The following is a 15,541-nucleotide window of genomic DNA, read 5'->3' as shown; positions in this document are numbered from 1 at the left end:
ACAGGAGTGACGTTGGGGTAGTGAATGACCATCCTGTGATAATACAACGCTATTCACTCACTTATTTTCGCGAATAAATAAGCACGCTTACGATTATTATAATTACCCAGGATATACGCTCGTTTCGCCATAACAGCGAAGCGGTGATAGTAACGTATTATTTATCAGAACTGCCTTTAAACTTTTATCTTATTGTTTTTAACCTGGCCAAATTAATAATCAATTATTATCGGGGGTTTCCTCAAATATCTTCCTGGAAAAGTTCACATCTGTTATTGGATCGCTGGATAGTTATTGAAGGCTGTTGCTTTTTGACTTTATTAATTTAGCCAGGGACGCGTCGCGATATAACAAGAGAAGCTAAGTGCATATGTTATTTAGCAAATCCAGGCGTGTAATGCGGGCTGCGCATTTCCATGCCTTGTCATAATCATTATTGAGAGTAATGAACATGAACAATGTCAAAAAGCATGACCTTAAATATCTCCTCCAGCAAAACGCGATAACTCAAGCGTATTTCGACGGAGCCAACGCCAATATACTCAGCCAGGTGCCAGTCAGTACGAGCCCCCCTGATGTTGGATTCAGTAATCTGGTCACACGACAGGACAAGCCTGATACGACAGATCACAGCTTTCAGCGCCTGTTTACTCCCTCCTATAAAGCGGAATACACCGGGACAGCGTCGCCGCCGTCAAAGATTATCCCTGACCAGACGGCCACCCTCTTATCCACGGTTGAAGTGAAAAAAGCGGCCGAACCCGTTATCCTGGCGAGCAATAAATCATCGGGGGATGACGATGATGACGGCGGCGGCGAAGACGATGTTGCCGGCGACGGTGCCTTCCCGCTCACTGCCAGCGATGTCGCCAGCCTGAAGGAGCTCGTCAACGGGCGCGAAGGCGGTGAAGACAACGATGCTCTCGGGATCCGCGATCTCGAAGGCACCGGCAATAACCGTACTCACCTTGACTATGGTTCAGCCGATCAGCCGTTTATACGACTCACCGACGCGCACTACGGCGCTTACAACGAGACCACGCACAACCGCGACATCAACCCCCTGTTCGCCGGGCTGGATCCGCGTGCCATCAGCGATGCCCTTGGCACCCAGGAAGCAGAGCTTTCCGGCAACGCCGCCAACGTGAACAGCCTGTTCACGGCCTTCGGTCAGTACTTCGATCACGGTCTCGATTTCCTCGCCAAGGGCGGGAACGGAACCATCCAGATTGGCGCGCCGGGCTCGGTGCCCAACCCCGCGGACCTGACGCGCGGCACCGTTGACAGCATTGATGCCAACGGCATCCCGCAGCATCTCAATAAGACCTCGCCATTCGCTGACCAGAACCAGACTTACGGCTCGAACGAGCTCGTCGGCCAGTTCCTGCGCGAAGGCGACGGGCTGGGCGGGTTTACGGGCAAGCTGCTGGAGGGCGGACTGGATCCCTCCAATCCGAACTTTAAGCTGCTGCCTACGCTGAGAGAACTGATCCTGCATCACTGGAACAACAACACGCTGTTCTCCGACACCTCGCTGCCGGGGGATCACAACGCCACCTTCCGGGAGTACTACGCCGGACTGGTCGACAGCAATGGCGCGATCAACCAGTCGATGCTCCCTGCCATGACCGCTAATTTCATGGAAAGCGGCTTTGCGCTGCTGCTCGACACCAACCCCTTTATCAACCTGCTCGACCACTACGTGGCGGGTGACGGACGGGCGAACGAGAACATCGCCCTCACTGCGGTGCACAACATCTGGGCGCGGAACCACAACTTCCACGTCAACGGACTGCTCGAGGCCGGATTTGTGGGAACCGCGGAAGAGCTGTTCCAGGCGGCCAAGATCATCAACGAGGCGGAATATCAGCGCGTTATTTACACCGACTTTGCCGACAAGCTGCTGGGCGGCATGAGAGGCGAAGGCGATCACGGCTTCGTCGAGTACAACCCGGAAACGGATGCCCGCGTCTCGCACGAGTTTGCGGTGGCCGCTTACCGGTTCGGTCATTCGCTAATCGGCCAGACGCTGACGGTGCTCGACGCGCAGGGCAATGCCACGGAGGTCCCGCTGTTTGACGCGTTCCTCAACCCGACCAACGACACCAGCGCGTTCAAATTCCCTGCATCGCAACTGCCCTACTCTCCAAAACCAGGCTATGAGCAACTGGGTGCCGCCGGGATCATCGCCGGAGGTGTTGTCCAGGCGGCGGAAGAAGTCGACGTCAATATCGTCGACGCTGTGCGAAACGACCTGGTGCGTATGAGTGCTGACGTGTTCGCCTTCGACGTTGCCCGCGAGTGGGACGTTGGTCTGGGTTCGATGAACCAGATCCGCGCCGACCTGCTGGCCTCCCGCGATCCCTACGTGAAGGAGGCGGTCAGCTTTGCCGTCGATCTCACGCCATACAGTTCATGGGAGGACTTCCAGGCCCGGAACAACCTCAGCGACACCGTCATTGCGCAGTTCAAACAGGCCTATCCGGACCTCGTGCTGGAGGATTCGCAGATTGCCGGCTTCCTGGCGGCCAACCCTGGCTATCAGTTTGTTAACGGCAACACCGTCAAGGGCATCGACAGGGTGGATCTGTTCGTGGGCGGACTCGCCGAGAAGCACATTAATGGCGGCGTGGTGGGCCAGACCTTCTGGGTCATCATCCACGAGCAACTTGACCGCATTCAGGAAGGTGACCGGCTCTACTATATCGACCGCGTGGAACATCTGGACTTCTACGACGTCCTCGAGGAGCAGGGCTTTGCCGCCATCGTGGCACGCAACACCGGCCTGACCAATCTTCCCGAGGACATCTTCGGGACCAGCCAGCTCGGTAAACCGCCGGTTGTTGCCAACAACAACCTCGTCCTCAACGGCGGGAACGGCAATGACATCCTCAATGGCGGGATCGGTCACGACGTGCTGAACGGTGGGGCCGGTAACGACACGCTGAACGGCGGGGCCGGCAACGATAGCCTCAACGGCGGCAGCGGTAATGACACCCTTGATGGAGGTGACGGTGCCGACATCCTTCAGGGCGGGACCGGTAACGATAAGCTGACAGGCGGAGCGGGCAACGACAGGCTAGAGGGTGGCGCGGGTGCCGATACCATGGCAGGCGGTGCCGGAGACGATATTTATCTGGTTGATAATACAAAAGATATCGTCAAGGAAGATCTCAATAGCGGGACCAATGATGTTGTCCAGACCACCCTCAACAATTACACGCTCACCACCAGCGTTGAAACCCTGGTGTTCACCGGGACAGGCGCTTTCACCGGCAAAGGGAATGCCACTGCCAATACCATCACCGGTGGCAGCGGCAATGACTCGCTGTATGGGATGGGAGGAAACGACCAGCTGAACGGCGGCGCGGGAAATGATTCCCTCGATGGAGGTGACGGCGCCGATAACCTTCAGGGCGGAGCCGGTAACGATAAGCTGACAGGCGGAGCGGGTAACGACAGGCTCGAGGGCGGCCAGGGTGACGATATCCTGAACGGGGGTGCCGGAAATGACACCTTCGTCTTTAGCGCAGGCTTCGGGCGAGACCGTATTACCGGCGGCTTCGACAGCAATCCCAGCGGCGGACAGGACTATCTCGATCTGAGTGCGTTGGGCATTAGCGCGGCGAACTTTGCCAGCAGCGTCAGTATTGCCGGGGGAGCCGGGAACAGCACCCTGATAACCCTCGGCAACCCGGCTAATGGCAATATCATTACGCTGGAGAACGTAAAGGCTAACACCGTCGATATGCATGATTTTGTGTTGATCGGATAAGGGGAAGACTAAGTCGCGCCAGCACAGGCCAACAGAACTGCATTTTTTAGTTTTGTTATTAGGCTTGTGCTGGTGCCTGCACAATAAACAGCACTAAGGATAATCCCAAAACCGCCCAACCCTCCCCGCTACACACCCGGAATTATGGGTATTACCCTTTGAAATCAATGAAAATTATTGTATTAAACAGGGACAAAAAAAATCACACGGAATTAAGGACGATATGAAACTGAATAAAACCCTGACTTTAGCAATTATCTCTGTTGGGCTTACAGGTTGTGCCAAGGTATTACCTTTTGATTATGATAACTACACGGGAAAAGATGCTGCGACCTTGTACGTTCTCAACCGTGCGGGAAATGTAGGGACCATTTATCTGGGTTCTTATACCCTGAACAGCAAAGATAATTGCTACGACATGTCCGATCGCTATGAACTTGACTCAAATGTTTTTCAGGCTAAAGGGAACATAGTGGTAAGTAAGGTAAAACCGGATGTCCTGTACTCAGTGTCGCAACTCGAAAGTTCAGGACAATTCATTCAAAGTACTCACTCCTCAATCATTCCCGAAGCTGGAAAGTATTACTATATCGTCTCAGGAAACAAGGCTGTTCAGGTCCCTGCAGACTTTGTTCCTGACGCGGCCGTAAACTCCGATGAAGTCGTCAATAAATATGGCAACAACCAGGTCAAATACTGGAATGTTAAAAAAATCTGCAGTCGCCCGTTCTGGAAGATTGGCTGATTTAACAACCCTTCCTAATCTGTATTAATTTTCGATTTATGACGATGACAATTCTGGCGTGTTCGCTGTGGCTGCCGAAGGTGCGGCAAGTATCGTAGGCCGGGCAAGCGAAGCGCCCCCGGCATGGCCTTTCTGGAAGGCGCCTCGCAAACCTCAAAGTAACCCTATGTAATTCAGGGTTAACGCTTTTATTCCCGTTATCAGGCTCGTAAAGTGACTGCGTTGCGGCACATCCGCAACCGGGCGTAGGAACCCGAATTCTACAGAGCGACTTTTTAGAGAGGATGCCCAATATGGCTACTATCCAGATTCTGACTTACTGTCACTCTGACGAAATTGTTAATGACCACCTCACCATCATGCCCCTTACCGCTGAAGCAGATATCTTTGAGGTCGCCGATCACTGCGCTGCACTAGTGAGCATACTGATTGAAACCGACGACAGTTCATCCCGCACTGCGCTCTGCGAACGTCTGCTGCACGCCCTGCGCCAGTTGCGTGAACTTTGCGATGCGGATCTCCCGCGGCACCTTCTCGCGCACTTGATCCAGGGGGAAACACTCACCTCCTGTATGCCGGACTGCTGGCAGGATACCGCTCCCCAGGTTGATTATGCACTGGCTTTGGTGCAGGCCATTTTGGGTGGCACACTGGCCGCCAGCGTTGAGAAAGAACTGGCGGGACTGCTGCATGATCTGGTCTGGTTGTTGGATGAGTTTGTGAAGGAGCCTTATATTACGATGCACTGAGTGTGGCTGTAAGTTGGTAAAGGCTTTCTATTCAAAGATGGTGAAGGGGCTGTGGCGAGCTCCTTTATTAAACAATGAAGGTCTACAGAGAGCGAAGATCGGAAGTTGTCATTATTGTTATACTTAAACAATATGTTTTTTGTTCGATAGGTTAACTGGAAGCAGGACATCACCTGCCTATATTGTGCAGGTGATGGATGAATATAATGCTATAAGCTATTAATTCTCTAATGTATTTTTGAAAGTTCAACTTCAAAAGTTGAACTTTCATTTTTTAGAACATGATCAACACCTTTATAAAGTTGCCATAATTCATTTACTGCATTTGTATCAACGGCTGCAAAAGAGTACGGCCGGATAAGATTGTTGAAAATTTCTTCAGAGTAAAAACTCTTTTTATTTTGATCAAGGGAGTTCATTCTTTTAATGACGATCTCTAAAAAATATATTTTTTGCTTCTTTTGCAATTTGTCTGAAGCAATGATCAGAAACATCATTTCCCCCAAAGTAGTAGAGGCAACGTACTCAGGAGATTGCTCTATTTCTTCTCTTGTCCTACCATCATAGTTCAGGTGTTCTGTCGCACCTACCCATATATTGCAATTATAGATTAACTCATACATTAGATAATCAAATCGCATGGGAAACTCTCTATTAATATCTATGCTACAAGATATTTCATGGCTCTCAAGAATCTCCTTTAAAAAAAGACGATAGTACATGAGCCACATATGATATTTTGAACGTTTGAATATAGCTGTAGATACCATGACATCGAAAAAAACCAACCCAGCGAAAATTGGGCACTCCCAACGCTCATCACTACTTGAAAAGTAATTATCCGATTGATTGTAAAAGTTAGAATTTCCTTTCTGTTTCTTAATGTAGCTAATTACATAATCACCTACAGGTTTCCATATCGCTACATCTATCGCCGTACGAATATCATTTAAATAAAAATTAAGTAAGGCATTACTTTCGTCAAGTTCATACTCCCCGGTATGTGATCGATTTTGGTTATCTCGTAACTCTCTATACATAATGCTATTTGGGTTAGATATTAAATACATAAATAAACTTGTATTATATTCATTATTATCCTTAAACCTTAGACAGGTAGCCTTGATTGCTACGTGAGGATGAGTATCAATTAAATGATGGGCAAAAAATTTTGACTTCAGAAGCTTAGATATATTTAGCTGAATGACTTCTTGGTTTTTGTCTTTATAAGGAAAAAACTTTGACAGAAACTTCCTGATTTTTCTGAATCGTATTTTTTTTATATTTTCCTTATCTACAACCATAGAAAACAATGAAGGATTTAAGTAAAAGTGTACGCGTACATACCATTTTTTATTACTAATTATATCGAATAATTGCTCATGGTATTTATCAAAAAGATATCCCAGTTGTTCTATTTTTTTTGCGCGAAGATATTTTTCCGAAACGGTGATCCAATAGGTGAGATTTGCTTTTGGTACTCGTTTGCCAAGGATCTTAATTCCAAAAAATGCAATTATGATACAAAGACAACTAAAAGACAATGTATCTTCGTTAAAACCTAATACCCAAGGTATAGGTTTTACAGGGAAAATCTTTATCAAAACCTTAGAATATATAACCACCAAGATTGTCAATATTAAAAAAATAATAAATAAAATATTAAGTTTAGATATTCGTAATTTCAAATCAACACGTTTCTCCTCTGTTAAAAGAGTAAACCATGCAAGAAGTATGGCGAAGACTGCTAAAGAACCATTGGCACCCATTATCACCTCTCAATTAAGTTAAATGTAAAAATTCATAAATTTTTAAAACATTATGCTTATTATAACAACTCTTAGGCATTCACATCGGAATTATCTGGCTCATATTGCACCATTAGTCATTGTGCTTCGTTTAAATCTGCAGTTCCTGCTTCTAGCACGAAGTAGTCGCTCAGGAAGCATGCATATCAGTTAAGTAAGAATAGAAGATATCGCTTTCCACTATACATTTAACTTATCACAGACGTGTAATAAAATGGGTAATGTCAATGATGACGTACAGACGCTCATTAGATTACATACACTTTAACTGTGACTTCTCCGTCTTTGCTTGAACGTTCCCCTTCCAAGTCAGATTTAAGCCCTTGTGAATTCGTTATATATTTATTGGGGTCGTATATAACACACCACAAATTCCTGCAATCAATATGTCGTCTGTAATGCTCAATATCAATTATAAGTTCGTCACCTATTTTTTTTGCATGACTACGATCACGAACAATTTTTGTTTCAAGAACAAGTTTATGCGCAGGCAAAAGGAAATCCATTCTGGTGCTAGAACCAGCATAACTAGGGGTAAATTCTTCTGAACGTATATCCTGAATCCATGGCCTCAATAATGAATGAAGTAAATCTTGAACATCGTATTCATTATTGAAGGTTAAAGTTTGACTTCCTTTCCTACGATGTGTGAGAGGATGCATTGCTCGCTGCAAACCTTTAACCAATCTTTCCAGTAAAACCTCTATTTTCTCAGGCATAACCGGCTGGTGCGTGTTGCTTGCCGACCCTATATTTAGGATTTCATCTGTTGGGATGTGGCCCAAAGGTAATATCCGTCCAAAACGATAATATCGAAAACCGTTATCATGTAACGCAACTTCAATTCTTGCTCTTTTTTCAAACCATTCAAAAAATTCGGGGGTTTCTTCTTTTGGAGGAACATCCATAAACTCTTCGATGACCCCACCTAAAACGGAAAGGCTATCTGTTTCCGTGTCCTGTCCAGATAGGTACAGCCAGTCCTTCCACTTTGTACCATGAGATCCTTGTGGCGGAGCACCGGGAGCGCCAGCGGAGAAAAAGAGTGATTCTAACGCTGCATGTGATCCTGTATTAGCTATGGCGTCCCCAACAACTTTGCACAGCGATCGTGATAACCTCATTTCCCCCTCCGTTAAATAATAACCATCAGCACATTGATTATATAGTTCACTAGTATAAATGGGAATAACGAAAATTTAATCAAATCCTAATTACCAATTTTAAATTTCTTATTTAAATCTTACACTGTATTAGAATTTCTGCTTCCACTCATGTCACTAACAGGAAGCCTAAAGCATCCGAGGTCTGCTGTGAGCGAATTATGATCGCTATATCTTGGATAACCGACACAGCTTATTGACTACTTAAATGCTATGTCTGCCAATACACGAACCGACAAAGTTTCCACCAAAGCCTGTAAAACTATATTGGCTGTTTGTATAAGAGACTCTATCTAAATGCGAATTTTGACTACATATTTTTTTTGCTTTATCTGATAAAAAAATTCTTTCATGTTCTTCCTTTGGGAAAGAAGTTCCTGCTGTGGGAATAAGCAAACCTAACCGTTTCAAATTAGAAAAATACATAACTGAATTTTCGGAGTTATCACATTCAGCATCTTCACAAATTAGGTTTACTTCCGGCGTAGTTGATGTGATTCTGAAGTTACTATCTTCAGAATTTTGTTGGACTATATCAATTATTGGGGCATGACCTTTTCTGTGGGTTTCTTTATTAAACATAAACCGCAGAATCCTAGCCTCATCCGACTGGATCTGCTTGATTATTTCGATGTACGCCGGATGAGCAATCCCTGAAGTTTTCTTGTCTAGACTTGTGGATATTAAATTTGAAAAAAGTCGCTGTATTTCATCTTCATTTATTGCAAATTTGGCCTCATTTAGAGCCTGTAGAGCAACCCTTGGCCTATCGAATGAAATTTGCTTGGGTGGTAATAGTGCCAGGTTCTCAGCTGTCATCCGCAAGACGCTTGTCATCGCATGGACACTGTCTTCTACTAGAAATACTCCAGAATTTACCATTCTGGCAATAGAGACTAGTCCTTTGGATAATTCTTTAGTAAAAGGCCGCAGAGCATCTTCATAAACAGGAACAGCGAGCTTTTCGGCTATAGCTTTCGCACTCTCATCTATCATCTTGTCTCCATTATATAATTCTAAATTTACCTATTTTGTTAAGCTGCCTCTTTCTACTGCAGCAAAAATGGTTTGCAGATCAAATGTCCGTGCAACTATTCGTTAATCACCACAAACTATACTTCCAAGTATTTTAAGATATCTTCATCGGACGGAGATTCTGCTGCAATCAATTCATTCATATCTGCTATTGGTGAGCGTGGCCGAAGATATGGCATAACGAAGTCGTTTCCGTAAAGATGTTTAAGAATCGCTTGGCTTAGCTGAACAACGTTTGACCATCGGTCCATAAGATGTAGGAAAGCAAGGAGCTTGGTTGTATCTATGTCGATAGAGTCGCCCGTGTCCCCCCTTTGGGCTGGTGAGTTTTCAAAAATCACCGATAACACATCTGTCGCATTTACTCGATTGAGGGACCGCATTTCAGTCTGAAGTTTAAATAACGCTTCATACACAGATGTTTCGACGAAACCATTAATTTTTTGATCGAAATATAGAAAATGACTTGTCTCAAGTGCCCGATCGACTATTTGACTCTGAAACCGATCACCCAATAGGTGAATACCAAACGTCGACATTTGATTCCAATGCTTACGGCTAATCACTGAACGTTGGTTGTTACGGCCCTCAAGCGTAAGTTTATGCTCTCTGTGGAAGTTGACAACAGTATTTATAGGGGAGTAAACGGCTTCTTCTCTGAACTTCACTAGCCCCGACTTAAGGATCTCTGTCAGTTCCCGCGCTAAGAGACGCCTAAATGCAAGATTATCTACAGGCAACCCCGTGAGAACCTGAGACTGAACAACGTTCCAAATATCTCGAAAATTGGAAAACGTGTGTATCCAATTACCTGTAGGAAGCGGGGAGCCTTCCCTAAGCGCTTTTTTCGTTTCTGCGTTTCGACCAACTTCATTGATGAAATTCGCGAGTGCTTCAGCATCAGATGCAAATTTGCTTGGAGCATTGAGTAAATGCTGACTAAGTGAAAGATCAACAGCTTCATCCTTCAAAAGCTTCTTCAACTCATTGCGCTGCTCACGGTATTGCCATACCTCGCTCCTAACAAAGCTAAGGATTTTCATTTTCCCTTGCTTGTGAAGCTCGTAGGCTTTCCGATATTCCTGATGGGTAATGCTAATTTTGTTGCTTTCGTCATACCAACCACCGACGCGGCTGCCGATCAGAAGGACGAAATAGTCGGCTTTTTGCATGGCAGTCAAACATGCATCATAGCTATGCTGATCCAAAGGCTTCTGAAAGTCAGTGAACTCAGATGCAAGGACGATTGCCCCTTGCTCCTCGAGACAATACTTTAATGCAGATCTCAGATCTTTGAAATCGTAAATCGTCGACGAGATGAAAAATGTAGGACGGCTCATTTAAATGCCCAATGCTTTTGCGACGGAAAGATCCGTATTTAAACACAGACTTTGCTGTCTTTGTAAATTTAATGTACAGAACAATACATTGCTTCTGTATAACTTACAATATGTTGTTGGCGAAGCTAGTATTTCTGAGAACAACTAATATGGGTTAATTTACCTAACAAGTATTGTATGACTCCTGATGAGAACGAGTTTTATTAAAGCGCTAACATTCTGAATGTTACAATGTACCCTTATGAATCATAATCAGACATTCCCACAATAATTCCCACCTACCCCCGCATATCAAACCCAACCTTCTGAAAATCCCGATACACCTCCGGATTACTAAAAGCCGGAAACTTCGCTTTTTGGGCCGCCAATTTCACCGCCTCACAATACCCTTTATCGCCATCGCTGGTAGACACCTTCAAAACCCTGCCATCCTGCGCAAACTCGATATGCAGCCTGCATTTCTTGCCCTTCCAGCGTTCTGGCTCAGCGATTTTTTCCTCTATTGCCGCCTTAATACCCCGCGCCTGCGCACCCCATTCATCCTGATCGTCCCAGCGGCCAGAACTGCAACTACCCATCGCGGTGGTTTTATGGCAACCAGAAGGCTGTAACGGCGCACAACCCGCCGCCAGGCTGACCACAGCTGCGAGCATAAATATCTTCCCTGCACTTTCACGCAACCTCACGCCTTAACTCCCATTCTCATATACCCGTCAAAATAAATTTCGGTTTACCACTTAACGAAAATCAGAACTCATAACAACACAGGCACAGATCCGGTAGAAAGGTATACGCAGTCAGCAACCTGGTTTAACCATGGTGCTCGCTTCTGCCGGGCGGCGGCTGACGCCTTGCACGGCCTACAAAACCCGCTCTATCAATAAGTAGGCCTGGTAAGGCGCTAGCCGCCACCGGGCATTTTCAGAGAGGTACACGCAGTCAGCGACCTGGTTTAAACATTGTGCTCGCTTCTGCCGGGCGACGGCTGACGCCTTGCACAGCCTACAAAACCCGCTCTATTAATAAGTAGGCCCGGTAAGGCGCTAGCCGCCACCGGGCACTTCCAGAGAGACACCTTGGTGGTTACGCGCTACAACTCCCCAAAACACCACCTCCCGCACATCCCCGCGCAGCAGATCCACCAGGTAGTTCAGCGGCATATTATGGGTGGTCATCATAAACATCTCAGCGCCGTCGTCGCCCATCATGCTGTTCGGATTTCGAACAGCTAGCAGAACTAATAGGTATGAGCTAAACATCCAGGCCCCGCAGGCTTACCTTAATCAAATAACCATTTACCCGCTTCGGCGGATTCAGCGAACATACGTACGGTAAGTGGTAAGCGGGTTGCCTCGACTTCTTGCTGTTTTACTTTACCAAACCATCGTTTTAGCCGAGGAATATTCTGCCAGGGGAAATAGTAACTCCACTTCACATTTGACAGATCAACTTTGAATATCTGTTCGTACTTATTTAAGACGTGGTGTAGATCATCTCCTGGCACGTCAAATAAATCAGAATCCAGTACAAGCATGACCTCATTGCCGTTATTGTCGAGTTCCTTCGAGATCTCTTCGTTGAATAACTCAAGTACCTGATTAGCGATCGTCATATTTTTGCTTCAAAAAGATGTGAACTGAATACGGTCTTTAGGGCGAGCAATCAGGTTGTATTTTGCCTGAGTCTTACGTGAGACTTGGTACAATGAATTGACCAGACCAACCCAGCCAATCCACGGAACATAACGAGCAATGACAGCGGCGAGGCTGGTAGTCTTCCTCATGCTTATACCGACGGGTGTTTTAACTCTCAAGCCAAAGGGTACTTTTGTGTCCTTAAGCAGCATTCGCGCATACTTAGAGACAACACTCGTTCCTTTGATAGCCGTTCCTGGCTTCGTTCTTGTTTCCAGCCATGGTTGACCAGCAAGGATAGCAGCACCTGCCGAAACGCCGAGCCCCAATTCATCACAAAATTGCTCGAGGAATATCACATCAAATAGTTCGCCAGCTGTCAGGTTAGATTGACCGTGATAAAAGTACGTTCCGTTTCTTTCTTCTGTGGTATCCATCCACTCACCTCGTTAAGCCTTCTGGCGCTCGTTCCATGCATCGGTGAAAATAATATTCCCATCATTATGCTTCCATGTGATTTTTTCGTAGCGAAGCTCCACCGATTCAAAGTGATTGTTATTCCGATCTTCCGGAGAAGCCATTGTAGGGGTAACTGAAACAATACGAACGCCCTCAAGAAGAATATTGAAGTATTCCGCTTCCTGACCTGCATCATTAATTTTATAGAATTTCAGTTCGCATTTAACTAAGCGCTGGCCGGTGGCTACTGCTTTATACAGGTATGGGGAGGAGGGATCGAACTCTTTGGTGATCAGCATTGCCGAATGCTGGCGCGGGCCTGTTGGTTTACCGGTAAAATTATCGGTTGGTATGGATAAGTTATGGTGAAAACCCTTGAATTCAATGCTGTAGTCACGGTGTTGAACATCGCAGCCACCTTTAATTAGAGCGCCGCCATCGTCGTAAAGCCACATGTTGCCAGGAATAGCCATTTCCATATCTCCTTGTTGTAAATCCCTATTTTTAGCGTGGATTATACAGAAATAGCACGGGAATTATACGGCATGTATAAAAAAGCCGCTTACACGGCTTCCGAATTAAACGTGGTCTGTTGGTTTCCCGCTGTGGATTTCGGCAAATATCAGCTATTCAGTTGTTAGATCCGTACAGAATAACCCCTCACAACTCCCCAAACACCAACACCCCGTCCCGGTCCAGCAGGCTTTCATAAACCCTCTCCACAGCAGCTTTAATCGCTTCCGTCATCGGATAATAAAACCCAACAATATCCGGTTGAATCCCCAGGAAAATCACCTCCCCCACATCTTCGCGCAGCTGATCCACCAGGTAGTTCAGCGGCATGTTGTGGGTGGTCATCAGAAACATCTCTGCGATGTCGTCCGGGTCGATGCGGCGGATCTCGCCGGGGTTGAGCCCCATGTCGGTGGCATCGACAATCAACAACCGCGCCGGGCGCTGCTCGCGGATCGCCACGATGTCGTTCTCAGGGGCGCTACCGCCGTCGAACACCACCCAGTCGCCGCGCGGCGCTTCCCGGCACATCTCGGCCAGCAGCGGACCGGCACCGTCGTCGCCCATCATGCTGTTGCCGACGCAGAGTAATACATCAGTCACGTTGCCTCCTCACCATCAGGTAGATGGCGTTTTCCTGGTGAATGGCGTGGAGCATACCGAGCATCGCCCGGCTCCATTCCTGCTGCTGCGCCGTCTGGCGCGCGATTGCGGCGTCAAAGGCGCTGGCCAGCATCACAATGTGGTTCGCGTCGATGACGATCTCCCCGTAGCGCGGCACGCCCTCCATTTTGCGCCGCGCCTCGCTCCCCTCCTCCAGGGTGGCGATCCAGTCCAGATAGGCCTCCCACGGGCAGGTGAGCGCCGCCTCCAGGCAGTCGATCACCCCCAGATGGTGGCCGATGGCCAGCCCGTAGTAGATCACCTGCTGGGCATCGGCGGGGGTGTCGTCATTCTGGTCAATGAACTTGCGGCTGAGCTGGCTGAATACCACCGTCTCACTCATCACACACGCTCCTGCCCGACCACCTCAATGAGGTTGGCGACGATCTCGTTCAGGCGCGGATCGTTCTCGTTCGCCAGCCAGCGGGCCACGCTCGCGTCGCCCTCGATCAGATGACGCATAAAGTCGTCGGCGATCTGGCGGCCATAGCGGTAGCCCGCCAGACGACGCGCGGCGCGGTCGATGCGCACCCGCAGGGGCTGTACCATCTCAGGATGCAGGATCTCGGCAGGCTGGTTGTCCAGCGCCCCCGGTTCGCGGGCGTGGATTTTTTGCTCCAGCAGTCCCAGCGCCATGGCAAAGCCGTACAGCGTGGCGGCTGGCGACGGCGGGCAGCCCGGGATGTACACATCCACCGGGACGATCTTGTCAGTGCCGCCCCAGACGCAGTACAGGTCGTGGAAGATGCCGCCGGAGTTGCCACAGGCCCCGTAGGAGATGCAGATCTTCGGATCGGGCGCGGACTCCCACGCGCGCAGCGCCGGAGAGCGCATCGCGCGGGTCACCGCCCCGGTGAACAGCAGAATGTCGGCGTGGCGCGGGGATGGCACCACCTTGATGCCGAAGCGTTCGGTGTCGAAAATCGGCGACAGGGTGGCGAAGATCTCAATCTCGCAGCCGTTGCAGCCGCCGCAGTCCACGCGGTAGACGTAGGCGGAGCGTTTGATTTTTTTCAGCAGCGAGGCCTTCATGCTGGCGATGGACTCGTCCACCGTCACCGGGACCGGCATCCCCTGCTCGTTACGTGGCCCTAACAGTTCGCTCATCGTGTCGCTTCCTCCATTTCCCGGGTCAGCTGGATCTTGTCCGCCGGGGTCAGCCCCTGCAGGCGCTTGCAGTCCGGGCAGGTTTCAAAACTCTCGCGATGCGATTCGGCGCGCTTATCGCCGTTGTGGCGCAGCAGGGCAATCGCGTAATCAATCTCTTTCTGTACCGCATAGGGGCGTTTGCAGACCCGGCAGTTACAGATGTCAAAGCGCGACTGCTGCAGGAAATCCGCTTTGCTCCACACCGCCAGCTCGTACTCCTGAGAGAGCTTAATGGCGGTGGTCGGGCAGACCTCTTCGCAGCGTCCGCAGAAGATGCAGCGCCCAAGGTTGAACTGCCAGGTCAGCTGGCCGAACTGTAGGTCCGTCTCCACCGTCAGGGCGTTGGACGGGCAGGCGTTCACGCAGGCCGCGCAGCCGATACACTGCTGCGGGTCGTGCTCCGGCTTGCCGCGCAGATTTTTATCCACTGCAATCGGCGCCAGGGGATACGACTCCGTGACCGTGCCGGTTTTGATCACTTTTTTGATAAAGGTAAACATGGCAAGTC

15 protein-coding genes and 1 pseudogene are annotated in these 15,541 nt (G+C 48.4%); 3 read left to right on the top strand and 13 right to left on the bottom strand.

The window, feature by feature from the left end; all coding sequences use genetic code 11:
* Positions 1-451: 451 nt before the first annotated feature.
* The 3 genes from FHN83_RS28245 (at position 452) to FHN83_RS17650 (ending at position 5,269) form a co-directional block, all read left to right on the top strand.
* Positions 452-3,775 carry a peroxidase family protein gene (locus FHN83_RS28245; protein ID WP_176556503.1) on the top strand — a complete coding sequence of 1,108 codons (3,324 nt, stop codon included), beginning with the start codon at positions 452-454 and terminating at the stop codon, positions 3,773-3,775.
* Between the two features lie 223 nt (positions 3,776-3,998).
* Positions 3,999-4,520: a hypothetical protein gene (locus FHN83_RS17655; protein WP_139564518.1), complete on the top strand. Its 522-nt coding sequence runs from the start codon at positions 3,999-4,001 to the stop codon at positions 4,518-4,520.
* 293 nt (positions 4,521-4,813) lie between these two features.
* Positions 4,814-5,269: a hypothetical protein gene (locus tag FHN83_RS17650; protein ID WP_139564517.1), complete on the top strand. Its 456-nt coding sequence runs from the start codon at positions 4,814-4,816 to the stop codon at positions 5,267-5,269.
* A 227-nt stretch (positions 5,270-5,496) separates the two neighbouring features.
* On the opposite strand, the gene FHN83_RS17645 is transcribed toward FHN83_RS17650, so the two are convergent.
* The 13 genes and pseudogenes from FHN83_RS17645 to FHN83_RS17585 form a co-directional block, all read right to left on the bottom strand.
* Positions 5,497-7,038, bottom strand: a complete 1,542-nt coding sequence (locus FHN83_RS17645; protein ID WP_139564516.1) for a hypothetical protein — start codon at positions 7,036-7,038, stop codon at positions 5,497-5,499.
* A 287-nt stretch (positions 7,039-7,325) separates the two neighbouring features.
* Positions 7,326-8,201: a transposase gene (locus tag FHN83_RS17640; protein ID WP_139564515.1), complete on the bottom strand. Its 876-nt coding sequence runs from the start codon at positions 8,199-8,201 to the stop codon at positions 7,326-7,328.
* Positions 8,202-8,444: 243 nt separating this feature from the next.
* On the bottom strand, positions 8,445-9,236 hold the full coding sequence (locus FHN83_RS17635) for a DUF4393 domain-containing protein (protein WP_139564514.1): 792 nt from the start codon (positions 9,234-9,236) through the stop codon (positions 8,445-8,447).
* A gap of 116 nt (positions 9,237-9,352) precedes the next feature.
* A complete protein-coding gene (locus tag FHN83_RS17630) occupies positions 9,353-10,615 on the bottom strand; it encodes a DUF4062 domain-containing protein (RefSeq protein ID WP_139564513.1) in 1,263 nt (420 codons plus the stop codon).
* A gap of 278 nt (positions 10,616-10,893) precedes the next feature.
* Entirely contained in the window at positions 10,894-11,268 is a 375-nt protein-coding gene (locus FHN83_RS17625; RefSeq protein ID WP_139564512.1) for a cell envelope integrity TolA C-terminal domain-containing protein, read from the bottom strand.
* 441 nt (positions 11,269-11,709) lie between these two features.
* Positions 11,710-11,814, bottom strand: a pseudogene (gene hycI, locus FHN83_RS17620) (hydrogenase maturation peptidase HycI); the annotation flags it as partial.
* An 80-nt stretch (positions 11,815-11,894) separates the two neighbouring features.
* Positions 11,895-12,227, bottom strand: coding sequence for a DUF1493 family protein (locus FHN83_RS17615; RefSeq protein WP_139564511.1), 333 nt, complete (start codon positions 12,225-12,227; stop codon positions 11,895-11,897).
* 9 nt (positions 12,228-12,236) lie between these two features.
* Positions 12,237-12,686, bottom strand: coding sequence for an STM2901 family protein (locus tag FHN83_RS17610; RefSeq protein WP_139564510.1), 450 nt, complete (start codon positions 12,684-12,686; stop codon positions 12,237-12,239).
* Between the two features lie 12 nt (positions 12,687-12,698).
* The gene (locus FHN83_RS17605) at positions 12,699-13,181 is read right to left on the bottom strand and encodes an Hcp family type VI secretion system effector (RefSeq protein WP_139564509.1); all 483 of its coding nucleotides are present in this window, start codon (positions 13,179-13,181) and stop codon (positions 12,699-12,701) included.
* A 187-nt stretch (positions 13,182-13,368) separates the two neighbouring features.
* The gene (gene hycI, locus FHN83_RS17600; RefSeq protein ID WP_139564508.1) at positions 13,369-13,824 is read right to left on the bottom strand and encodes a hydrogenase maturation peptidase HycI; all 456 of its coding nucleotides are present in this window, start codon (positions 13,822-13,824) and stop codon (positions 13,369-13,371) included.
* Entirely contained in the window at positions 13,817-14,227 is a 411-nt protein-coding gene (locus tag FHN83_RS17595; RefSeq protein WP_139564507.1) for a formate hydrogenlyase maturation HycH family protein, read from the bottom strand. The genes hycI (FHN83_RS17600) and FHN83_RS17595 overlap by 8 nt, the downstream gene beginning before the upstream one ends.
* Entirely contained in the window at positions 14,227-14,991 is a 765-nt protein-coding gene (locus FHN83_RS17590; RefSeq protein WP_039031430.1) for an NADH-quinone oxidoreductase subunit B family protein, read from the bottom strand. Before FHN83_RS17590 ends, FHN83_RS17595 begins: the two co-directional genes overlap by 1 nt.
* Positions 14,988-15,533, bottom strand: coding sequence for a formate hydrogenlyase complex iron-sulfur subunit (locus FHN83_RS17585; protein WP_139564506.1), 546 nt, complete (start codon positions 15,531-15,533; stop codon positions 14,988-14,990). The genes FHN83_RS17590 and FHN83_RS17585 overlap by 4 nt, the downstream gene beginning before the upstream one ends.
* Positions 15,534-15,541 lie beyond the last annotated feature (8 nt).

This window comes from Leclercia adecarboxylata, assembly GCF_006171285.1.
In the GTDB taxonomy this organism is placed as follows: domain Bacteria; phylum Pseudomonadota; class Gammaproteobacteria; order Enterobacterales; family Enterobacteriaceae; genus Enterobacter; species Enterobacter barmai.
Note: the sequence above shows the minus strand (reverse complement) of the source record. Positions and strands in the feature narration are given on the sequence as shown.